This is a genomic window from Paenibacillus sp. HW567 (assembly GCF_000374185.1).
Classification (GTDB): domain Bacteria; phylum Bacillota; class Bacilli; order Paenibacillales; family Paenibacillaceae; genus Paenibacillus_AQ.
This window is the reverse complement of record NZ_KB910518.1, coordinates 3,450,038-3,473,201: the sequence shown is the minus strand read 5'-3', so window position 1 is coordinate 3,473,201 and position 23,164 is coordinate 3,450,038. Positions and strand designations below refer to the sequence as shown.

The following is a 23,164-nucleotide window of genomic DNA, read 5'->3' as shown; positions in this document are numbered from 1 at the left end:
AAAGTGGTCTCTCAATTGTTACAGTCTCTTAATTTGCTAATAATATCTAATTTGGTAAAATGATAGAGGACTATATAGTTGAGAGATTACTAATTTTATCCTTACAGAATGGAGAATCGAAGCATGAAACGTTTTGCCAAAATAGTATTATGCGCAGCAATCTCAGCAGCAGGCTTCTCGGCTCTTCCGGCAAACGGTGCACAGGCCGCAGCAGGTGGCGTGAGTATTGTATTGGATGGCTACCCGCTGCCATTTCCGGTAGAACCGGCAGTGATGAGCGGAACCACGATGGTGCCGTTCCGGGCCATATCCGAGGCACTCGGGGTTACAGTCGAATGGAATCAGGCGGCGAAGCAAATCACTGCAACCAATACTGATGCTTCAGGCGAGAAGAAAGTCATACTTACCTTGGGCAGTACAAATGCATCGGTGAACGGCGCAGCCGTGAAGCTGGCTGTCCCGCCGCAGAATGTCAGAGGCACAACGATGCTTCCGCTCAGCTTCTTCGGGCAGCAGTTCGGCGCAAGCGTATCCTGGAATCAGTCTACTAAGACGGTATCTATCACTTCACCGAAGAAGGACATATATACGCTGGGATTCTATGCACAGGGGGCGTACAGTGAGGTTTCGCTGATCCCGAATTTTGATGCGGTTGCCTTTGGCTGGAGCCGGATTGACCGCAGCGGGCAATACACGACGTCCGGCACGGAATTCCGGTGGCCGCAGGCTGCCGGAGACGTTACACCGGAATCCATTGTCCAGAATGCCGCAGCCGGAGGCACAGCCCCTTATCTGATGGTCTACTCGGGAGACAAGGAGCTGGAGCTGACCAAAAATGTTGAGGATCTGCAGCTTCAGCAGAAGACCATTGCAGGCATTGTAGATACCGCTTCTCAGAAAGGGTTTCAGGGGATTGCGCTTGATCTGGAAGGGCTGGGCATGACCGGGGACAAGAAGCTGGTGCAGAGCCAGTATAATACCTTTGTCAAGAATCTTGCCGTCAAAGCACGGGCGGCAAATCTGAAGCTTACCGTCATTCTTCATCCGCTTAACAGCTCCTATAAGGGGTACGATTATAAGACACTCAGCTCTCTCGCTGACGATCTGGTAATTATGGCCTATGCTTATGAGGGCGAGACCGGGCCGGAGCCGATGAACAAAGTCGATGAATCCATTCGTCTTGCCCTGCAGCAGGTCAGCAAGGACAAGCTGATTCTCGGCATCTCGGTATACAGCGAGAACGAGAGCTCGGTCAACGCCAAGATCGGGCTGGCCAAACGTTATGGCCTTAAGGGTATTGCGATCTGGCGGCTGGGTCTGATCGGACAGCCGGTGTTGAGTCAGATGGGAGAATCGGTAGAGCTGTAATTTTGAATAAAAAGACACAGAGAAGGCTGCCGTGTTTGGCAGCCTTTTTTTTGTGTAGAACCCTAATGCTTCAATTGCTTCAGCTCGCCCGGCTTGATCTCAACCGGAGATTGGTCCACTGTGATCCAGACGGAGATGGCGCTGGGATTGTGTACAAGGCTACGGTCTGCCGAGAACTGCAGCCTGCCGAGCGCATTCTGATAGTCAATAATCTCCATATTGGTGGCGAACCAGATATCCTTCTGGGCGGACATCATGCGGCAAAAGCTCTCGATCTCATGCCAGTTGCCATGATTCTCAAATTCATAGCTGTGTCCCCAGACGTACAGCAGTGACAGCTTTCTTTTCCAGGGCATATCCCCCGTCAAGGCAATCAGTTGCTCACCGGCCTTCAGCATAGCGTTGTGATGGCAGGTAGGATTCCACTCCAGCGGATGCTGCGGCATGGCAAAAGAACCCGTGGATTGGACAGTCCGGGAGTATTCAATCCCGAGAGCAGGCAGGAGCTTTGTAACTTCTTCATTGTAGCTGCCGTAAGGGTAGGACATGCCGCGCACCGGGTAACCGCTTAAGTGCTCCAGCGCCCGCCGGTCCTCCAGCACCTCATGAATGATAGCCTCTCTCGGCAGTTCATCCAGGAAGGGATGGGATACGGTATGTACTGAAATCTCATGCCCCGCATAGAGCGATTGGACCTCTTTGGCAGAGACATATCCCTCCTGATCCAGTATGCCGGAATTTAAATGGAAGGTGGCTTTGATCCCGTATGTATTCAAAATGGAGACCAGCCGGATGTCATGGAGGGTGCCGTCATCGTAGCTCAGTGTAAGCGCTTTGAAGACTCCTCCGGGAAAACAGTTGAAGCGGATGTTCATATCTGTCCCTTCTTTCTGATTAAAATACATAAATGAATTTAGCAACAGGTTACTACCTAAGCCGCAAAAGTGCAACCCGCAATTGAAATGAGGGGCATAACAACAAATGTCACATTAACCTGGGCCGCAACCCTTTATAATTTATAAGGTTACCCTTTAATCAGACAATTATATTTTCAGGAGGACTACTTGAGCATGAGTATAAAATATAAATCACTGGAGCTGGACAAACCGCTGACATATGATCTGGAAGGACTAGAGGTCGGGGTTACCTCGAACTGCAATTTCCGCTGCGATTACTGCTGCGCATATAACAGAAATGACGGACAGAGCATCAAAGGCAAAGAGGTGATCCGCATTCTGGAGGATTTGCCTAATCTGAAGCGGGTTCGTCTCTCCGGCGGTGAAGTGACGCTCAAATTCGAGGACTGTGTGGAAATTGTAGCCTACTGCAAATCCCGGGGCATTCTGACCCAGCTCAACTCCAACGCCAGTCTGCTGAACGCCGAACGGATTGAGCGGCTGGAAGCTGCCGGACTGACGACGATTCATATTTCCTTCAATTTCACGAATGCCGAGGCTTTCTCACGCTATTATAATATTCATACCAGCATCTATGACAAGATCAGAGAGAACATTACGATGTTCGCCAAAACAAGCGTGGATGTCGTACTGGAGACGCTTCTGTTCAGCGAAACCCAGGACAATATGCAGGAAATCAGCGAGCATGTCTATGCGATGGGTGTGCGGACCCACGAGATTCAGAACAGCATCATCATGGGCCATACCGGCTGGAAGGCGATTGCTGCCCGCGAACAACTGAAGAATGCCGTAAGCGAGCTGATCGCGAACAAAAAAGAGGATACAACGCTCTACTTCACCTGCATGGACCGCTTTATGGAGAAGCTTGGCTTCCAGGAGCAGCCCGGGGTCTACTTCCCGCATTGCATTGAGGGCAAGAAGCAGCTTCACCTGCACGGCAACGGCGATATTCTGATCTCCGAACTGTGTCATCCGGTCATCATCGGCAATATCTATAACGGCACCTCGCTAAAAGATATCTACACCGACATGCCCGCACCGCTTTCCAAATTCCTTGAGAAGCAGCCCTGCCCTGCGCTTACCGCTTTGTTCCCGCAAGAAGATTAGCATATCAGCGGCAGACCATTCTGCTGAACAAGACCGCAGCCTAACCGCTGCGGTCTATTTTTCTGATAGATTTTCATTCCAAAATGAAAGTTTTCATGTATAATCATCACCATGTGCAGGTTAATAATGCAGAGTTAATCTGCGTGATAACAATATAGAAATTGACTAGTGGGCTGGGAGGATTTAGTAATGATTTACGGATTTTTGCTGTTATTGCTTGCTTGCTGCTTTCAGGGCAGCTTTGGGCTGGGGATGAAGAAATACCAGCCGTTTTCTTGGGAAGCGTTTTGGGCGATTTTTTCTTTGGTGGGGATTCTGATCATTCCGGTCTTGTGGACCTGGGTTGAAGTGCCTGATTTCTTCAGCTATATCCGGCAGACACCCTCGAACGTGCTCTGGACGGCTTCCTTCTGCGGTTTTCTGTGGGGCATCAGCTCCATTATGTTCGGCAAAGCCATTGACTCGATCGGTGTTTCTCTTACATACGGAGTGAATATGGGGATATCGGCATCGCTGGGGTCGCTGATTCCGCTGTTTATCTTCGGCAACATTCCGGCGGCAGGCTCTTTTACAGTGCTTCTAATGGGTACGGCGATCATGCTTACAGGTGTTGCTGTAATTACCAAGGCCGGATTGTTAAAAGAAAAGATCATCACGGCCTCCGGCCAGGGAAGCGGCACCGGCGGCAGCAATCTGACCAAAGGCCTAATCATTGCTTCCGTAGCCGGACTGGGCTCAGCAGCAATGAACATCGGGTTCTCTTATGCGAACCAGACGGTAGACATAGCTGTTGCCGCCGGCACAGCCAAAATCAGCGCCAGTCTCATTTCCTGGGTAATTACCCTGTCGGGCGGCTTTGTCGCCAACTTCGTCTATGCGGTCATTCTGCTGATCAAGAACGGCACATACCGGGACTACACCGCCAAGGGAGCGGGTACAGCGTATGGTAAAGCCCTGCTGACTGCGGCGATCTGGTATTTGGCGCTAGGCTTTTATGCCAAAGCAACGGCGCTTCTCGGACCGCTGGGCGCTGTAGTCGGCTGGCTGGCTTTTAACGGATTATCCTTAATCATCAGCAACGCGTGGGGACTTAAGGATGGAGAATGGAAAGGGTTCGCCGCACCCAAAAAGCTGCTGCTGTGGGGGAATGTAATCCTGATTCTTTCCTGGGCCGTTGTGGGCATTGCCAACAGTATGGCCTAATTTGTGTGTGTAAATGTTTCTTAATTTTTAGATAAAATCTGAAATTTCGACAAAATCCGATATAATTCCACGAATTTCTCCATAACATCTTCACTGCCTGATAGGTAAATCCGATAATAATTGTAACAAAAGTTACAGTGTTTTCAAAAAACTAAGGATGCCTAGAGAGATCATGGCGGGAGGATGTAGGAGAAGATGAAGATTCGGATGAAGCTGTCGGTTATGCTAATCGCAGTTGTATTTATTTCTACGGCATTAATGGGGATCTTTACGTATAGTAAGTCCACAGGCACTATCCTGGATCTAACTGAAACCTCAATGAAGCAGGTCAATACGAACAAAGCGCAGACCATTGGAGCGATGATTGACAAGGAGAAGCGGAGCATAGCGATTGTCGCCGATGACACGGAAATTGCCGAGCTGCTGCTAAAGGCTGGAAACGGCGGAATAACCAGCGGGGATGCTCTTCAAGCCAAGATTAATGCCAAGCTTCAGCGGCTGGTCAAAGATGCTGGCAACCTGGAGCATATGTTAGTGCTAAATATGTCTGGGGTTGGTGTGGCGGATAGCGATATCAAGCTGGTAGGAACCGACTTCAGTGATCGAAACTACACAAAAACGATTCTCAAGACCAATCAGCCCGTGATCAGCGAAATATTGAAATCCAAATCCACAGGTGCTTATGTGCTGGTGTTTGCTCATCCGGTGACAAGCAATGGCAAGATGATTGGCTTCGTAGCTTCTGCAGTCGACGCTAACAGCATTATTAAATATTTGGCTGACGCCAAGGTGGCGAACGCACCTTCCTCTTACGCTTATCTGGTCGATGAGACAGGGAACATGATCTATTCTCCCGATAAGGCGAAGATCGGCTTGCCGGTGGAGAATGCCCAGATCAAAGCTGTAGTGGAACGGGTAAAAGCCGGAGAGACAGTTGCTGACGGCAATGTTGAGTATAATTATAGAGGAACGGAGAAAAAAGCCGCTTATACTGTTCTGCCGGAGACGAGATGGACGCTGGTTCTGACCGGCGATATCGGCGAAGTCATGCAGCCGGTTCACAGCATGACAACTTATATCATCCTGCTGGGTCTGGGCAGTCTGCTGCTGACCTTGGTAATCGGGGTTGTAGTCGCTACACGAATTTCGTCGCCGATCATTAAGCTGACGGAGATGATCAACCGCACAGCCGAGCTGGATTTGAAATACGACTCGCAATATGAGTATCTCTTGAAGAACAAAGACGAGACCGGAACCATCGCCAAAGCTATGTTCCATACCCGCGCGGTGCTGCGGGAGATGGCAGGAAGCCTGTTAACGATCTCCTCCAAGGTGCTGGACAATGCAGTAACACTGGAGAAGCTCTCCATTGACGTCCGCGAGAACGCTCACGATAATTCAGCGACTACAGAGCAGCTATCGGCAGGCATGGAGGAGACGGCGGCTTCAACGGAGGAAATGACGGCGGCAATTCATGAAATTGAGAACAATGTCCGGATGATCTCCAGCCGGGTCAAGGAGGGAGCGGGGGTGTCCGGGCAGATTATAGAACGGGCGCTGGAGCTCCAGCATGATGCTACCCAGTCCACGGACAACGCTAAACGAATCTACGAGTCGGTTCGTGTGGAGATGGAGCAAGCCATCGAGCAGTCAGGTGCGATCAATGAAATCAACATCTTGGCCGACACGATTCTCTCCATCACCAGCCAGACCAACCTGCTCGCGCTCAATGCGGCAATTGAGGCGGCACGGGCGGGAGAGGCGGGCCGGGGCTTTGCGGTAGTTGCCGGAGAAATCCGCAAGCTTGCCGAGAGATCCTCCGAGACGGCGGCAGGTATTCAAGATGTCGTTAAGAATGTCTACTCCTCCGTCGAGCAGATGAAGGAACAGTCCGAGGCATTGCTTGGATTTATTGATCACAATGTTCTGAAAGACTTTGAACGTCTGACGGAGGTCAGCCAGCAGTATAACAGCGATGCTTCGACAATCAACGAGCTGATGAACCAATTCGAAGAATCCGCAGATCATCTGAATGAGACGATATCCGGCATTGCCACGGCAGTGAATGAGGTGGCGGCTACGATTAACGAAGGCGCCATCGGCGTGCAGGATATTGCCGAGAAGACGGCAGACATCGTCGAGAAGACCTTCCACGAAGCCGCGATGGCCGACGAAAACACCCAAAGTGCCAAAGAACTTCAGATTTTGGTAGAAAAATTCAAAATCTAAGCCGCTTAATGCAATCTTTAGGCTGCGTTCATCTGCTTTTAAGCTTGAGGGTATATATTAATCCCATAACCCCCCTTTAATATATTATTTGGCCCCGCTGGTTGTTGGCGGGGTCCTTTTTTTGTCTCAAGTATTTTACAAAAATAAAAAAATAATTGAATGGGATAAAAAAGAAAAATATCTATATAAACACAAAATTGAAAATATAGAGATAATTGTTTTGACGGTGGATGGAAAAATATGCAACTATGTATTGTATTCACAATACATCACATAAGAAGGAGCTTTAACCATGAAATACTTAAAATCTGTCGTATTAGTTATTTTTTTGTGCCTTGTTTTAAATCCGAATTTTGCTTCAGCAGACGAAGCACAATGGGTAACCAAAAATCCTATGTCTGAAGGCGTTACGAATATGCGAGTGATAACAGTTAACGGAGATATGTATAGAATTGGGGGATATACTTCTGATTCTACTAAAGTTGAAAGTTCAGACAAGGTCTATAAATATGAACCAATCAATGATGCATGGATTCCAAAAGCTAGTATGCATGTAAAACGTGAATATTTTGCAATTGCTGAATCAGGGGGTAAAATTTATGTTTTTGGTGGACAACAACATACAAATAAATTTACTGTTGCATTGAATTCTGTAGAAGAATATGATCCTGTCACTAATGTATGGACTGTAAAGCAAGACATGCCTACCGGTAGGATGGGCATGAGTGCGGCGACTGTTAACGGAAAAATATATGTTATTAGCGGTATAGTTGGAGAAAATACTCTTACGTCTCCGGTGGTGGAAGAGTACAATCCAATTACAAATTCATGGACCAAAAAGAAGGATATCCCGACTAGGAGATGGACCTATGGAATAGGTGTATACTCCAATAAAATTTACATTATTGGTGGATATAACTATGGAACTACAAAAACTGACAAGATAGAAATATATGATCCTAATTTAGACACATGGACTACCAGTTCTGTAGTTTCGCCTACTTTGAATATCGAACCTAGATCTGTAACGTATAAAGATAATATTTATCTTATTGGTGTCGGTGGTTCGTTTTTATTTTCTCCTGCAACTGAAACTTTGTCTAGTCTACCATCAATACCAGCGCCTAAATATGTGGATGGAGCAGGTATTGGCATACTAAATGGAAAATTATATTCAGTAGGTGGTTCATCTGTTTCTAAAAATGTTTACGAGTATGCTATTGAAAAAGTGGAAAATCCCGGACCTGATCCGCAGCCAGAACCATCCGGTGATCGTGCAATTCTAACCATCACATTAACAACAGGCCTTGAGAAAGAATACGATCTCAGCGCAGAAGAGATCAAAGCTTTTTTGACATGGTATGATGAACGTGATGCAGGTAAAGGACTGGCCAAATATGCAATTGACAAACATAGCAATAATAAAGGACCATTCATCAGCCGCAAGGAATATATAATCTTCGATAAAATATTGACCTTTAGTGTGGATGAGTATACTGCAAAAGAATAGCATTAATTAATTGTTCCACTCACTATAAATTAGATGTAACGGAAGCACCTTACCCTGCCAGCATTGGCGGGGTATTTTACATAAGAGAGTGACCAATTGAAGAATTGAAGATGTAACATAGAGAACCTCCTCAATTTAACATATAGTGTTTGACTATAGTTAATTGAGGAGGTAAGTATTGGGAAGGATTATTTGGTTGTATACTCACTGACTTCAAAGGTCAAGATTTTATCGAATACAACATAATCTTTACGTTTGCTGAATGGGCCCTTGTTATTCGTATGTTTATCAATTGCATACATACCTGGGCCTCTACCGGCATCGCGGGCATCATACCATTTTACAAATGCTTCAACATCGGACATTGGGAGATCATATTCTTTTTCTGTTCCGTTGATGAAAGTAATCGTAAGTAACCCTCGATCACCAGTTGGTTGTTCAGGTGTTGAAGTTGGTGACGGAGTAGCAGTTGGTACCGGTGTCACCGTAGCTGTTGGCACTGGTGTAGCGCTTGGTGTGGGCTCAGGTGTAGCTGTCGGTACTGGAGTTGCAGTTGGCGTTGTAGTAGGCGTTGGAGAAGGCGAAGCCGTTGGATCAACATATACCTCCCAATCGGTTATACGTGGTGTTGTCCCAGCGCCAATCCCCCAATAGTCTATTTTTGAATTAGGGTTTAAAGTAACTTTAACATAACGGACTTTGAAAGAGCTTGTACTACTACTTGCACCAATTGTGAAGTTTGGTGTGTTATTGCTAAAAGTTAATTGCATATTTTTATCATAAAAATAAAAACTAGAGGTGGAGCCTTTGCCAGATGAATAAAAATATATACTAGAGTATTCAGATCCTAAATCACCAAAAAAAGTTTTGGTCTCTCCAGGACCAGTAATTGCAGAAGTAGCAGCAGATGCCTTAGACAATGGGATGGCAGTAAACACTAACAAGAACATAAGGATTACAATTTTTATTTTCTTCATTGGTACACTCCTCATTATGTATTATCGCTATTGACTTTACAAAACTTAACAAGGAATGTCTAAACATATATCCCTATATCTGCAATTAAGTGAGCGAATACAATTATTTTCTTTTTATGAAAATCAGCATCAGCCAACTATAGAAAATGCGTGCGAGTGGAGATCATAAATCCAGCCGGAGTAACCTGTCGAGGAGGCTTGAGGGGTTATTTCAGTTTTTTTGCCCATACTGATAGCAAAGACTTCAGTTGCTGGAGGTAAAGACATCAATGTTTGAAATGATGCCGATGGCTGACAAGAAGGGCAGCCGTAACAGTATCAAAGCCACAGTCTACCGTGAGACTGCGGGCTTGTTGATTGTCCCGGAGACGCCGGGCGGAAAGAGCGGGCAGCTTCGGCAGATGCAGATGAGCTTTCTGCAGCAAATGGTCAAGGATGAGTGCTATAGCCTGGCGGCTATGAAGAAGCGGCTGCAACAGCTCCAACTGGCCCCGCTGGCGGAGGATGATCTGCGGCTGCAATTTGCGGCTGTGGAGATGAAGCTGCCGGCAGGAAGAATAGCGAACCGGCAGAAGCGCCGGGATTTGCTCCAGCTCGATTTTCAAAGGCTGTGCCGGGAGACGGCCGGCCACTGGAGGGGGATTTATCCATTCGGCGACGCCGCCAATCCTGCCATGATGCTTTTCCTCGTCATTGTGAAGCAGGGACCGAAGCATGCCCGGAAATCGCAGTTGTTCGTGGAAGAGCTGCAGCGGAACATCGCAAGCTGCCTGAAGCTTGAGTGCATAACGGGGATTGGCGAGGAGGTGAAGGGACTTAAGCGGCGGAAGAACGGCTATGCCTCTTGCATGCTGTCGTGGAGTCAGAGCACTGTCCGCAAAGACGGGGATGGCAAGCCGGAATATGTGCAAGAGCTAACCCAAGCCTTCACCCCGGAGATGGAGCGGAGCCTTACGCAAGCGATTGAAACTCTCGATGCGGGCGCCTTAAGTCAGCAGCTCGATGCCATGTTCAGCAGCGAAGAAGAGGCGCCGCTACCATATTGTAACTTGCTGGCGTTGCGGTTGCTGCTCTTGCTCCTCTCCATTGCCAGAAAGTTCGAGCCCCACGGCTCTGCTCTGCAGAAATATTTGTGGAACTGCCAGAAGACCATCACCAGTGAACAGTCCTGTAAAGGGATACGGGGGCAGATTGATGAGCTTGCGCAGCTTGTTATGGAGGAAGTGAAGAAGGTCCGCTGCTCGGGCGGCCGGCAGATGGCCGAGGCGGTCAGAAAATATGTGGAGGAGAACTTTTATTATGAGCTGACGGTTTCTTCCCTGGCGGACAAGTTTCATCTGCTGGAGAGCGAACTGCCGGGCCTCTTCAAGCAGCATGTAGGCGTTGCCTTCAGTAATTATGTCACTAAGCTGAGGATGACCAAATCTGAGCAATTGCTGCAAGAGAACGAACTGAGACTTGCCGATATCTCCATGCTTGCCGGGTACTCCAGCACCAGCCATTTCAGCGTTTCCTTCAAGAAATATAGCGGGACAAGCCCCAAGGAGTACCGGAAGCAGTATCTGAAGCGGCATGCGCAGGAATAGGGAGCTGGAGCGTTACTCGGTTCCCCCTGGACAAGAGGTTTGGTTCATTTCCCCATTGATGCTACAATAGAAGAAACTTATTCCATGTAAAGTCTGGATATGGAAGGGAGGGTTTGTGATGACAAGATTAAAGCTCTGCTCTATGCAAAGTCTATGGATGATAAACAACGGCGGTTGTTTGCATAGAGCTGGAAGCACGGTACCGCTCTAATTCTGGAGAATCGCTGTTTACCCTGTAGACTTTGCTACCTTAAAAAGTTCATTTTATTTTAAGGAGCGGAGCTATGAAGAAATATATCAATGCAGATGTCGTCCTGCCGGAAGAATTGCTTAAGGAAGTACAGAAATATATACATGGCGGAATGCTCTATGTTCCCAAGCCGGAGGGCTTGCGGACCAAGTGGGGCGAGAACTCGGGCGGCAGAAAATATCTGATGGTCCGTAATAATGAAATTCGCCAGCAATATTCCATAGGCCTCAACATTGAGCAACTGGCAGAGCAATTTTGCCTGTCCTGCGACAGCATCAAAAAAATTGTGTATGGTAAAAAATAGACAAAAAGCCACAGCGGAGCCTGCTCCAACGTGGCTTTTGCGGATTGATTCCACCCAAAAAAGAAAGCGCATACTTTTTTGTTGTCAAACGGCTAAATTCATGTTATTCTGACTTTGGGATTGTTACTGAAAAGGCAAAACCCAGGACATGTACTTGACATGTTTTGGGTTTTGCCTTTTTTTAATCCCAACTCTGGTATCCTGTCGCGCGATGGATCTTACGAAACGGAGTGGTGGATGAGTAAAATCGGCTCGTATTGGAAACGCTTAAATTATGTGCGAAGAAATGACGAAAATTCTATCAGCAATGTTGTGATCCGTCTGAAATTTTTTCGTCCAGCGTCTTAATCCTAGTTATACCTTAATACGGGATGAAGGAGGGCAGTTGGATGATCATCAAGAAAATCTTTAACAATAACGCGATTGTCGCCAAAGATCCGCAGAAGCAAGAGCTTGTTGTTATGGGCTGTGGCATTGGATTCAAAAAAAGCATTGGCGATGAGGTCGAGGAGGGCTTAATTGAGAAGGTTTTCATTCTCAAACAAAAAGAGGCTTCGGAAAAATTCAAGCTGCTGCTGGAGGATGTTCCCTCAGAGTATGTGTCGTTATGCTATGACATCATCGAGTACGGGAAAAACATGCTGGACACTCCTTTGAGTGAGTATATATATGTTACCCTAACGGACCATATCAACAACACACTGAAAATGTACGATGAGGGGATCCGCAATCCCAATCCGTTAATTTGGGAGATCAAAAAATTGTACCCCAAAGAATTCAAAATTGGGCTTAAGGCATTGGAATTTATTAATGACAGCGTAAATAAACAACTGACAGAAGATGAAGCGGGCAATATAGCCCTTCATTTGATCAATGCCCAGGTTAGCAGCCCGGATCATAAAATATCAGATATCGCAGGGCAGACTGAGAAAATTCAGGACATCCTGAACATTATCAAATATACCTATAATATAACGCTTGACGAACAATCCATCAGCTTCGAACGGTTTATTACCCATTTGAGATTTTTCTTTCAAAGGATTCATCAGAAGAAGAGGATGGAGCTGGATGATGATTTTTTATTACAGCAAGTCAAGGCAAAATACAAAAAAGCCTACAACTGCATGCTGAAGATAGAGAAGTATTTAGACACCGATCTGTCGGATGAAGAAAAGCTGTATTTAACCATTCATGTCCATCGTGTAACGGAAAAACAAATTGAATAAAAATTTTGGATTGTTACTGGTAAGGCAGGCGAGACCAAAATAGATAAGTACTCTTTTTGTAGTGCTGTCTATTGGGTCTCGCCTTTTTTATAAGGAAAATTAATTAAAGGAGCGATCAGCATGAAATACGAAAAGCTCGCACAAGACATTATCAGCAATGTTGGCGGCAAGGAAAATGTTAACAGTCTGACGCATTGCATTACCCGCCTGCGTTTTAAATTAAATGATGAGAGCAAGGCCAACACCGAAATTCTGAAGAATATGGATGGAGTCGTGACGGTTGTACAGAGCGGTGGACAATATCAAGTCGTTATAGGCAACCATGTCCCTGAGGTCTATGCGGAAGTCGCGGCTGTAGGCGGATTTCAGACGGCATCTGCAGAACCATCCGATGAAAAAGTGGGTCTTTTCAATAGATTCATTGATATCATTTCCGGTGTGTTCACACCAACGCTTGGTGTATTGAGTGCAACAGGGATGATCAAAGGGTTCACCGCGCTGCTCATCTCTCTGGGTGTGCTGACCAATACTTCGGGCACTTATCAAATTTTGAATGCAATCGGCGACTGTTTATTTTACTTCTTCCCGATATTCCTTGGATACACGTCAGCCAAAAAGTTCAATGCCAACATCTTTATAGGTATGGCTATAGGGGCAACGCTGGTCTATCCTACGTTTTCTGGTCTAACCGCAGCCGGGAAGCCGTTATACACTTTATTCAGCGGGACCGTTATTGAATCGCCGGTATATCTAACCTTTCTAGGCATCCCGGTAATCCTGATGACGTATTCGTCAAGCGTTATTCCGATTATTTTGTCCACCTATGTAGGCAGCAAGATCGAAGGTTTCTTTAAAAAGATTATTCCAAGCGTAGTCAGAACCTTCCTGGTTCCCTTCTGCACCCTGCTGGTGATTGTTCCGCTCGCTCTGATCTTCATCGGACCTGTTGCAACTTGGGCAGGACAGCTTCTTGGCGCAGGTACTTTGTCTATCTATAATTTGAGCCCGGTAATTGCCGGGGTGCTGCTCGGCGCGTTCTGGCAGGTATTCGTTATCTTCGGCTTGCACTGGGGTTTTGTGCCGATTGCCATCAACAACCTGACCGTGCTTAAATTTGATCCAATTCTGGCCGGCGTATTCGGTGCTTCCTTTGCCCAGACAGGTGTCGTATTGGCGATTATGCTGCGGACCAAAAACATTAAATTGAAATCGCTTTCTATTCCGGCCGTGATCTCGGGTATCTTCGGGGTTACAGAGCCTGCCATCTACGGGATTACCCTGCCGCGTAAAAAACCGTTCATCCTAAGCTGTATAGCGGCTGCAGTCGGAGGCGGAATTATTGGAATCATGGGAACCAAAGGTTATATCCTGGGCGGTCTGGGTATCTTCGGAATCCCGAGCTATATCAGCCCTGAGGGAATCGACAGAGGTTTTTATGGAGCCATTATCGGCATTACGGTCAGCTTCGTGCTTGGGTTCCTGCTCATGTTCTTCGGCGGATTCAAGGATGATGAAGTCAAGGCAGACAACACAAAAGGCCAGGGTCACAGCGGCGAACCTATGGTGAAGCAGGAAACCGTAAGCAGTCCGTTAAAAGGTGAAGTAATCGCATTGTCTGACGTCAAGGATGAAGCCTTCTCAACCGGTGCACTCGGCAAAGGGATTGCCATTGAACCTGCTGAAGGCAAGGTGTTTGCTCCGGTAGACGGGGTTCTAACCTCCCTGTTCTCGTCGGGCCACGCCATAGGCATTACAAGCGACCACGGTGTGGACATTCTTATCCATGTGGGCAAGGACACAGTTAAATTGAAAGGCAAATATTTTACCCCGAAAGTCAAACAAGGCGATGCGGTGAAAAAAGGCGATTTGTTAATGGAATTTGATATGGAGGCCATTAAAGCGGCGGGTTATATCTTAACTACCCCTGTAATCGTTTCCAATTCGAATAATTACCTGGATGTAATTGAAACCGGGAAGAAAAACATCGGGTATCGGGAAGACTTGTTAACGGTAATGATCTAATCACATATACGAGGAGGAATAATGAATGAATGAGATAACCAAGAGGTTTCCGGAAGGGTTTTTGTGGGGAGGCGCAACGGCGGCTAATCAATTGGAGGGCGGCTATAAGGAGGGCGGCAAAGGTCTCAGCACTGCGGATGTAATTACAGCCGGAACGCATACAACCCGCAGAAGAATTACACCGGTGCTGGAACAGGAGGCGAACTATCCGAGCCACGAGGCCATCGACTTTTATCACCACTATAAAGAGGATATACAGCTTTTCGCAGAAATGGGCTTCAAGGTTTTCCGGATGTCCCTGGCCTGGTCCAGAATATTCCCGAACGGGGATGATGCGCAGCCGAATGAGGAAGGCCTGAAGTTCTATGACAACGTGTTTGCCGAGCTGAAGAAGCATAATATTGAACCGTTAGTGACCATTTCCCATTACGAGGCTCCTTTCAATCTGGCGCAACAATATAATGGCTGGTCCAACCGCAAGGTCGTAGATTTTTATGTCAATTATTGCAGGGTTATCTTCAACCGGTATAAAGATGTGGTGAAATATTGGCTGACCTTTAATGAAATCAATATTCTAACCATGCCGTTTGGTTCTTTTATGGCTGGAGTGATCATGCCGGAGGGCAATGCGGAGTTTGGCAATACGGCAGGGGATGATGAGGGGCTGCGGTATCAGGCTCTGCACCACCAGTTCCTGGCAAGCGCAAAGGCGGTAAAGCTGGGGCATGAGATTAACCCGGATTTCAAAATTGGCTGTATGATCGCTTACATGTGTTCTTACCCGCTGACCTGTAACCCGGAAGACATTCTGCTCGCGCAGCAAAAAGACAACTTATCGAATTACCTCTGTTCCGATGTTCAGGTGCGCGGGGCGTATCCCGGATTTGCCAAACGGTATTTTAAGGAACAAGGCATTGAGCTTGTCATGGAAGACGGCGATGAGGAAATTCTGCGGGAGGGCTGTGTAGATTTCTATACCTTCAGCTACTATTCATCCACCTGCGTGAGTGCCGATCCGAATCAGGAGCAAATTGGCGGGAATTTATCCATGGGCCTAAAAAATCCTTACCTGGAAGCAAGCGCATGGGAATGGCAGATTGATCCGAAGGGTCTGAGATGGTCCTTGAACAATATCTACAACCGCTACCAAATTCCGTTGATGGTTGTGGAAAATGGCCTTGGCGCCGTAGACACTGTAGAGGAAGACGGCTCCATTAACGACGATTACCGGATTGATTACCTGAGAGGGCACATTGCGGAAATGAAAGAAGCCATAGCTGACGGAGTAGACCTGGTAGGTTACACCCCGTGGGGATGTATTGACCTCGTAAGCGCCGGAACCGGCGAAATGAAGAAGCGTTACGGCTTCATCTACGTGGACAAAGATAACGAAGGCAAAGGCACCCTGTCCAGATCGCGCAAAAAGAGCTTTTCGTGGTACCAGGGGGTTATTGAGAGTAACGGTGAGGTGTTGGAGTAGTACGGAGTTTGTGCGGGAGACCTTGGAATTCGATTCCAAGGTCTTTTTGTCTTTTGCTTAATACATTCTGTTAGAATGGGCATATGGTTATTTAAAGGTTTTTGTCAAAGGAGAGTTGAAAATGGATGAAAGAAAATTAAGCGGACTAAAGGTTTATGAATTTCAAACGAAGTTGTTGAGTATCAAGTGAAAATTGAAGAAAACGAGGTAGTTATTAAAAAAATCGACATTTAGGAGGCTGCATGATGCAGGTTGAGTATAACGTTTATAGAGCTATAGCTGCTGGGGATACCGCCTTTGTTGCTCATTATCTTTCAACCGGCGGGGACCCCAATTGTTATGAACAATCAGGGTGGACACTATTAATGTGTGCCGTCGAACATGAAAATAAAGAAATCATGGACATGTTGATCGCAAGCGGAGCCGATGTAAACTATCAATGCTCCGGGGGATGGACGGCTTTACACCAAGCCGTGGACCTGTCCATTGATGGAACCATTCAAACAGGTGGTTCTTCAGGTGAGGAGCCGGTAGATATTTTGCAGTACTTAATAGATCACGGAGCAGATATCCATGTGATGGATTCAAGAGGTGATACTCCCGTAGATATGGCGACAAGCTATAAATCGGAGAAGATCATCAGATTTTTAAAAGAATATCGGCCTGCTAACGAATAGGCGTTAATTAGGGAGGAACGAATGGGGCTCGACTATAACTATATACTTGTGATCCACAAGGATCAAAGGGATCGTTTGCTCCGTTATGTGCAGGAGCACGGCGAGGTCAGCGGAACGGGCAGTTTCTGTCTTCATTTTGGCGTTGATTCAGCGGTATTGAAGTATCTGGAGGGTGGATATGAACCGGGGCCTCATTATGATTGGGCAGAGATTCAACGCTCCCTTCTTCCAGGGAACAAGGCGAGGATCGGCACGATTGATTATTCGGAGGAAGCGCTAGATAATCATGCAGAGCTGTTACGTGTCCGCTTCATGGCTGTGACTTCAGATATGAGCCGTTTGCTGCGAGATTCCAAGTCGGTCCGGGAGTGGTTTGTTACCTTGAGCAAACATGTGGATGCAATCATTACATACATGGATATGGAAGCCGAGGGGCAACGGATTATTTACGGGAACGATACGGAGACTTTTTTGGAATTCAAAGAAGAAGGCTTTTCTCAAGGAACAAAGAGAGAATTTATTCGCAGAATGGACGAGTTCGCCAAGTATTGGCCTAAGGAACTGAAACAATATGAGACGAATTACAGATGGCAGGAGAAAATTTCCTTCATTATCAGGAAGGAGCAGAGAACTGCGCTGCGAAAATATGTCGAGAGTCATAGTCGCATGGATCAGGACAACCTCGTCCTGTATTTTGATTTGGATGCAGCCATTGTGAAGTATTTGGAAGATGGGTACGGTGAAACGGAATATGGCATCCCGCATGGGTCCGTCCTTCGATTTCGAAGGGAAATGGTTCACAAGCATATTGGCGAAAACCTGAAAGTGGCCTTAGGCAATATGGATTTCGTGGAAGAGGAAATCGGAGGCGCAGAGGGAGATTGGCTGGTTCATTTTATCCCTCGACAATGGAGGATGAGTCGGGTCTTTTCCGAATCCCCTTCCGTAAGGGATTGGTTTCGGAGGCTAGGCGACGCCGTCCGGGCTAAATTGATGTTCCAGAGCGTATGGTTGGGAGGATACGGTCATCGTATCATCTATGATCAAGGTCAACCAACCCAAGTGGAGTTCGTAGGGCATTACGATCTTAAGGCCGATCATTTTGCAAAGCTATACCGGGTGTTTGCCGAGTATTTTGAGCAATTTGCAGATGATCTTAACGAACAAGAAGGATGAATAAGAATAGAACTATGGAAATTAAATTAGATACTTGTGGAGGAATATTGAAGATATCCGCACTTGATCTGGAGGATGTATCCGTTACTTGCAAACCGGCGATGTTAAATTTCAAATCAGGAAAAGATAGTTTGGAACATTTCTCCTATCATTTTACATCCGGTAGAACTTATGCTGATGGCAACAAAATAGAAAATAGGCTGCTGGGATCATGACGGTTCGACAACAATTAGAAATGGGGACTGCTGAAAAACATGCAATTGATACTCTTGTAGAGTATCTTGAACTTGCCCCCTCGCGCCTAGATAGAGACCTAAGCCATATTAGTAATGAACGCTGGAATGCATCGGTAGCGATTGGACTTGCCCATGAGAAACAGGTGTTTTGCTTCCCGTGGCTGAGTGAGATGTGGAAGAATGCAATCATAGCAAGATTGGAGCATTGCTCAACTGTATTGAAGCTGAACAATTGTATGCTGCTTATTCCAGTACAGAACATATCTAACATCGAGAATTTCATTGATGATGTTGTGTATTTAAATGAGTACTAGCAATGAAAGGATTGGAAAAGGCAACCATCCACACTCTTCTGGAAGGGTTGCCTTTTAAAATAGTTCCAATGAACAGCAGATTTACCCGGCAATCCGCCGGGCCGCTTCCTCCACCGTCACCAGCTCCTCGCTTTGCTGCACCATATCCTTTAGCCGAAGCTTGTCGGCGGCGGCTTCATTCTCTCCGATGAGAATGACATAACGGATGCCCTTTGCGGAGGCAGAGGCCAGCGTTTTCTTGAGCTTGCGCTTTCCGGTGTCCACGGCGGTGCGGATGCCTGCTGCGCGAAGGGCTGCGGCTGCAGTTAGGGCCTGCGGCAGATACTCCCCAATAGGAATGACCAGCACGCCCGAAGTCTCCTCACGGGCCGGGCGTTCACCGAGCAGAGCCATAATCGACTCCATGCCGAAGGAAATGCCAACTGTAGGATATTCAATGTCATCCCGCCCCACCAGTTTACCGATGATGGCGTCATATCTTCCGCCGCCGCCCAGACTGGAGGAATACACTCCTGAGGCGTCAAAAATTTCATAGACTGTTCCCGTATAGAACGACAGGCCGCGGGACAAATAAGGATCGAAGACGCAGGTCCCGGCGAGTCCGATCTCTGCAATCAACTGCTGCAAGGCCAGAACCTCCAGAGCGCCGGGCTGTCCGGCCAGTCTATACTTGTCTGCAAGCTCTTCAAATGACGGTGTCTCCATGTCCAGCAGTTCCTTAAGCGTACCGATGGCTGCCGGGGTCAGTCCTTTCTCGTAAAGCTCAGCCAGTACTCCGCTGCTCCCGATTTTGGCAAGCTTGTCGAGGCTCAGCATCACGGACAGGTGCTGCTCCGGCGGCACGCCTGCCGCTTCCAGGATTTCGCCCAAGAAACGCCGGTTATTCCATTTCACCACGATAGGAATTTCCAATCTGCGGAAGGCCTCTGCCGCGAGCATCATAAGCTCCGCTTCCCCTTGCGGGCCGGGAAAACCCACCATATCGGCGTCGCATTGCAGGAACTCGCGCAGACGGCCTTTTTTGACCGGACCATCCCGGAACACCTTGCCGATCTCGTAGCGCTTATAGGGTAGCTCAATACCCGGATTCAGAGCGATCACTTTGGCAAAAGGAATCGTAAGATCGTAGCGCAGCCCAAGCTGGCGTCCGCGCTGATCGGTCAACTGGTACATTTCGCGGAGAATCTCGTCACCGCCGGCGTATTTGGAGGTTAGCAGCTCCAGTTCATTCAGCAAGGTCGTATCCATAGCTTCAAAATCGTATACTTCGAACAGCTCGGTCAGCGTGGAGCGGACTTTCTGGCGGATGGCCTGCTCCCGGCCGAAATAATCATAGGTTCCTTTAACGTTCTGCATGTTCAGCAGCTCCTTTGAATTGTTGGTTTGCAAAATAGCTAAAAACCAAAATAATAAGCGGAAAAATCCCTGCTACTTCGTGTGGAATTCCCGTTATCCATGAGGTAAAGAGAATTCCTCCCTGTATAATCGTTCTAACTACTACGGAAAGAGTTACTGACCTAATATAGGGGGATGCTTACCCTTTTAATTGTTCTAAAACGCCTGTTCTGTCTGTAATGGAGGGTGATTCTCCCGTTAACGGATCGTCAGACTCTACATGCTGGAGTTCAAACGCTTCTCTGCCGAACAGATTACCGCCGAACGGATTAGGGCGTGGAGATCACACTGCTGGCGTATCAGGGCCCTCGAACGGAAGCATCTCCCTGGTCAGAATTGTCTGACCGTTTGTTACGGACGGAGCAGCTCTTATTTCTACTGGAAGTCACTTTTTCGCAAGTGTACGGACTCCAGAGCCGTTATGGGTGGACTTTTACCCCAAAGTTACCTGCCGAAGAGGCAATAAGCGCCATACGGTCCGTACCTCGACTAAATGTATCCCTTTCTGGAAAATAAGGGTCTTACAGTCCGTTAAGGAACAAGGGGGGGATGGATACGACGAACCCTCTCTCCCCGAACCACAGAGGTTTCGTCCTAAGCCGCAGATTTAGAACGGGTGCTGTACTCGTTCAGGCACTGGCACGAAAATACCACTTTTCTTCCCCTTCTCCAATCCCCGCTAATTTTGGGGTGGGGTCTGAAAAAAATCTCCAAATAAAAAACGCGCCGGACCTCTTGGTCCTGCGCGCTTCAGTATGCCGCAGGGAGGTCAAACGCGAAATGCGTTAGCCCTCCCTGAATAATGTTCAGGAGTGCTAACGCTGCTTGTGATGATGAAGTGGATTCAGTATGATAGTAATGCTGTTCATGCGAATCAGATCCCTTCAAGGCTGGATTACAGCACATTATAGACGATTGAGAGAAGCCATGCAAGCTATGGAGCAATATCACACAATAAGGAGAGTGTTTTCCATGAATTCTACTCCAATCATTGCCGAAGCCGAAAGCTTCGCCAAAGAGCAATTAGGCCAGGACCGGACCGGTCATGACTGGTTCCACACGGACCGTGTGCGCAATATGGCGGCGCTGATCGCGGAGATGGAGCAGGCGGATATTGTTATCTGTACAATAGCAGCTCTGCTGCATGATGTGGCTGACGAGAAGCTGAACCCTTCCAAAGAAGCGGGATTGCTCAAAGTACATAACTGGCTGGCGCAGCATCTGAGTGACGAGGGACAAATCAGGCATATTATGCAGATCATCGAAACGATGTCCTTCAGCGGCGGCGGGGGAGCACCGATGTCAACCCTAGAAGGACAAGTGGTGCAGGATGCCGACCGGCTGGATGCGCTGGGAGCGATAGGCATAACGAGAACGATGGTTTTTTCGGGAGCCAAGGGGCGTCCGGTGTATGACCCGGAGATAACGCCGCGTGATGAAACCCTGCAGAAGGAGTACCGCGATTACTCCAAAGGAACGGCGGTTAATCATTTTTATGAGAAGCTGCTGAAGCTGAAAGACCTGATGAACACGCCTTACGGGCGCAAGCTGGCGGAGGAGCGGCATAATTTCATGCTTATTTTTCTGGAGCAATTTTATAAGGAATGGAACCAGGGAAGCCACTAGCTGCAATAATAAGACAATGCATTAGACGGAAGGAACAACTACATGAGTGAATTGCAGTTTAGAGATTATGAGTTAAATGAAGAGATTATCCGCGCGCTGGATGTGCTGAACTATCTGGAGCCAACCGAGGTGCAGAGCAAGGTCATTCCTGTAGCCCTGGAAGGGCAGGATCTGATCGTCAAATCGCAGACCGGCAGCGGCAAAACCGCATCGTTCGGCATCCCGCTCTGCGAGCTGGTGGATTGGGCGGAGAACAAGCCGCAGGCTTTGGTGCTGACGCCGACACGCGAGCTGGCCGCACAGGTCAAAGAGGATATTACCAACATCGGACGGTTCAAGCGGATCAAGGCGGTCGCTGTGTTCGGCAAGCAGCCGTTTGCCCCGCAGAAAATCGAGCTTGCGCAAAAAACGCATGTCGTCGTAGGCACGCCGGGACGGGTATTCGACCATATCGAGCGCGGCACACTGCCGCTGAACCGGATCAAATTCCTGGTCATTGATGAAGCGGATGAGATGCTGAGCATGGGGTTTATTGAGCAGATTGAGCAAATCATCCAGAAGCTGCCCCGGGAACGGGTAACGATGCTGTTCTCCGCCACGCTGCCGGATGCTGTGAAGAATCTGTGCCGCAAATATATGACCCAGCCGGTGGACATTGAGATTGAAGCCAGCGGTCTGACGACGGCGGCGATTGAGCATGCGCTGATTGAAGTCAGACAAGCGGCCAAGTTTGGGGTGCTGCTCGACCTGCTGACGGTGGAGAATCCCGAGAGCTGCATTATTTTTTGCCGGACGCAGGATCAGGTGAACGCGCTGTTCCGGGGGATGGCCGATCTGGAGTTCCCGGTGGACAAAATCCACGGCGGCATGATGCAGGACGAGCGGTTTGAGGTCATGAATGCTTTTAAAAGAGGCCAGTTCCGCTATCTGATCGCCACCGATGTAGCCGCGCGGGGCATTGATATTGAGAATATAACTCACGTAGTCAACTATGATATTCCAATGGAAAAAGAGAGCTACGTGCACCGCACCGGACGCACCGCACGCGCAGGCAAAAGCGGCAAAGCGGTCACATTCGCCACGCCGAATGAGCACAAATGGGTTCAGGACATTGAGCGCTATATCGGGTTCAGCCTCCCGGTGATGAAGGCGCCTTCGGCGGATGCCGTGGCTTACGCCAAGCCTGCTTTTGATGAGAAGCTGGGCAAGCAGCAGGTCCGCAAGAAGGGCAAAACCGAGGTGATGAACCAGGACATCATGAAGCTGTATTTTAACGGCGGGAAGAAAAAGAAACTCCGGGCCGTCGATTTCGTCGGCACGATTGCGAAGCTGGAAGGGATCACCGCCGAGGATATCGGGATTATCACGATTCAGGACAATGTGACTTACGTCGATATCCTCAACGGCAAGGGTACGCTGGTGCTGCAGGCGATGAGGGACACCACCGTGAAGGGCAAGCTGCTGAAGGTGCATATCGCGAAGAAATAAGGCGGCGGGAACAAGCAAGCTAACCTGAACTGAACTGGAGCGGCAGGGATTACAATAGAAACTTCGGACTACC

The 23,164-nt window shown here is 47.9% G+C and carries 18 protein-coding genes; 15 read left to right on the top strand and 3 right to left on the bottom strand.

Annotation, left to right across the window (positions count from 1 at the left end):
• Positions 1–123: 123 nt before the first annotated feature.
• A complete protein-coding gene (locus tag B212_RS0115925) occupies positions 124–1,368 on the top strand; it encodes a stalk domain-containing protein (protein WP_019911918.1) in 1,245 nt (414 codons plus the stop codon).
• A gap of 62 nt (positions 1,369–1,430) precedes the next feature.
• On the opposite strand, the gene B212_RS0115920 is transcribed toward B212_RS0115925, so the two are convergent.
• Positions 1,431–2,243: a polysaccharide deacetylase family protein gene (locus tag B212_RS0115920; protein WP_019911917.1), complete on the bottom strand. Its 813-nt coding sequence runs from the start codon at positions 2,241–2,243 to the stop codon at positions 1,431–1,433.
• A 189-nt stretch (positions 2,244–2,432) separates the two neighbouring features.
• Here B212_RS0115920 and B212_RS0115915 point away from each other — a divergent pair, with 189 nt between their 5' ends.
• The 4 genes from B212_RS0115915 (at position 2,433) to B212_RS31600 (ending at position 8,334) form a co-directional block, all read left to right on the top strand.
• The gene (locus tag B212_RS0115915) at positions 2,433–3,392 is read left to right on the top strand and encodes a radical SAM protein (RefSeq protein WP_028530877.1); all 960 of its coding nucleotides are present in this window, start codon (positions 2,433–2,435) and stop codon (positions 3,390–3,392) included.
• Positions 3,393–3,581: 189 nt separating this feature from the next.
• Positions 3,582–4,595 (top strand): L-rhamnose/proton symporter RhaT, encoded by a 1,014-nt coding sequence (locus B212_RS0115910; RefSeq protein ID WP_019911915.1) that lies wholly within the window; start codon positions 3,582–3,584, stop codon positions 4,593–4,595.
• A 195-nt stretch (positions 4,596–4,790) separates the two neighbouring features.
• Positions 4,791–6,824: a methyl-accepting chemotaxis protein gene (locus B212_RS0115905; RefSeq protein WP_019911914.1), complete on the top strand. Its 2,034-nt coding sequence runs from the start codon at positions 4,791–4,793 to the stop codon at positions 6,822–6,824.
• A 292-nt stretch (positions 6,825–7,116) separates the two neighbouring features.
• Positions 7,117–8,334 carry a Kelch repeat-containing protein gene (locus B212_RS31600; RefSeq protein WP_019911913.1) on the top strand — a complete coding sequence of 406 codons (1,218 nt, stop codon included), beginning with the start codon at positions 7,117–7,119 and terminating at the stop codon, positions 8,332–8,334.
• A gap of 188 nt (positions 8,335–8,522) precedes the next feature.
• Here the strand turns inward: B212_RS31600 and B212_RS34540 are convergent, their stop codons facing one another.
• On the bottom strand, positions 8,523–9,311 hold the full coding sequence (locus tag B212_RS34540; protein WP_156830143.1) for a hypothetical protein: 789 nt from the start codon (positions 9,309–9,311) through the stop codon (positions 8,523–8,525).
• Positions 9,312–9,580: 269 nt separating this feature from the next.
• On the opposite strand from B212_RS34540, the gene B212_RS0115890 reads away from it, so the two are divergent.
• From B212_RS0115890 to B212_RS0115850, 8 genes are all read left to right on the top strand, one after another.
• Positions 9,581–10,897: a helix-turn-helix transcriptional regulator gene (locus B212_RS0115890; protein ID WP_019911911.1), complete on the top strand. Its 1,317-nt coding sequence runs from the start codon at positions 9,581–9,583 to the stop codon at positions 10,895–10,897.
• 284 nt (positions 10,898–11,181) lie between these two features.
• Complete coding sequence (locus tag B212_RS0115885; RefSeq protein ID WP_019911910.1) at positions 11,182–11,451, top strand: CD3324 family protein; 270 nt, start codon at positions 11,182–11,184, stop codon at positions 11,449–11,451.
• A 389-nt stretch (positions 11,452–11,840) separates the two neighbouring features.
• A complete protein-coding gene (gene licT / locus B212_RS0115880; protein WP_019911909.1) occupies positions 11,841–12,677 on the top strand; it encodes a BglG family transcription antiterminator LicT in 837 nt (278 codons plus the stop codon).
• A gap of 120 nt (positions 12,678–12,797) precedes the next feature.
• Positions 12,798–14,699: a beta-glucoside-specific PTS transporter subunit IIABC gene (locus B212_RS0115875; RefSeq protein WP_019911908.1), complete on the top strand. Its 1,902-nt coding sequence runs from the start codon at positions 12,798–12,800 to the stop codon at positions 14,697–14,699.
• 25 nt (positions 14,700–14,724) lie between these two features.
• Entirely contained in the window at positions 14,725–16,179 is a 1,455-nt protein-coding gene (locus tag B212_RS0115870; RefSeq protein ID WP_019911907.1) for a glycoside hydrolase family 1 protein, read from the top strand.
• Between the two features lie 242 nt (positions 16,180–16,421).
• The gene (locus B212_RS31595; protein WP_084673299.1) at positions 16,422–16,856 is read left to right on the top strand and encodes an ankyrin repeat domain-containing protein; all 435 of its coding nucleotides are present in this window, start codon (positions 16,422–16,424) and stop codon (positions 16,854–16,856) included.
• 21 nt (positions 16,857–16,877) lie between these two features.
• On the top strand, positions 16,878–18,032 hold the full coding sequence (locus tag B212_RS0115860) for a hypothetical protein (protein ID WP_019911905.1): 1,155 nt from the start codon (positions 16,878–16,880) through the stop codon (positions 18,030–18,032).
• A gap of 211 nt (positions 18,033–18,243) precedes the next feature.
• The gene (locus tag B212_RS0115850) at positions 18,244–18,582 is read left to right on the top strand and encodes a hypothetical protein (protein ID WP_019911902.1); all 339 of its coding nucleotides are present in this window, start codon (positions 18,244–18,246) and stop codon (positions 18,580–18,582) included.
• An 81-nt stretch (positions 18,583–18,663) separates the two neighbouring features.
• On the opposite strand, the gene B212_RS0115845 is transcribed toward B212_RS0115850, so the two are convergent.
• The gene (locus B212_RS0115845; protein ID WP_019911901.1) at positions 18,664–19,938 is read right to left on the bottom strand and encodes a histidine--tRNA ligase; all 1,275 of its coding nucleotides are present in this window, start codon (positions 19,936–19,938) and stop codon (positions 18,664–18,666) included.
• A gap of 1,011 nt (positions 19,939–20,949) precedes the next feature.
• Between B212_RS0115845 and B212_RS0115840 the strand changes: the two genes are divergently transcribed.
• Together B212_RS0115840 and B212_RS0115835 are read left to right on the top strand one after the other, a co-directional pair.
• Positions 20,950–21,603 (top strand): HD domain-containing protein, encoded by a 654-nt coding sequence (locus B212_RS0115840; protein WP_019911899.1) that lies wholly within the window; start codon positions 20,950–20,952, stop codon positions 21,601–21,603.
• 42 nt (positions 21,604–21,645) lie between these two features.
• Positions 21,646–23,091, top strand: a complete 1,446-nt coding sequence (locus B212_RS0115835; protein ID WP_019911898.1) for a DEAD/DEAH box helicase — start codon at positions 21,646–21,648, stop codon at positions 23,089–23,091.
• Positions 23,092–23,164 lie beyond the last annotated feature (73 nt).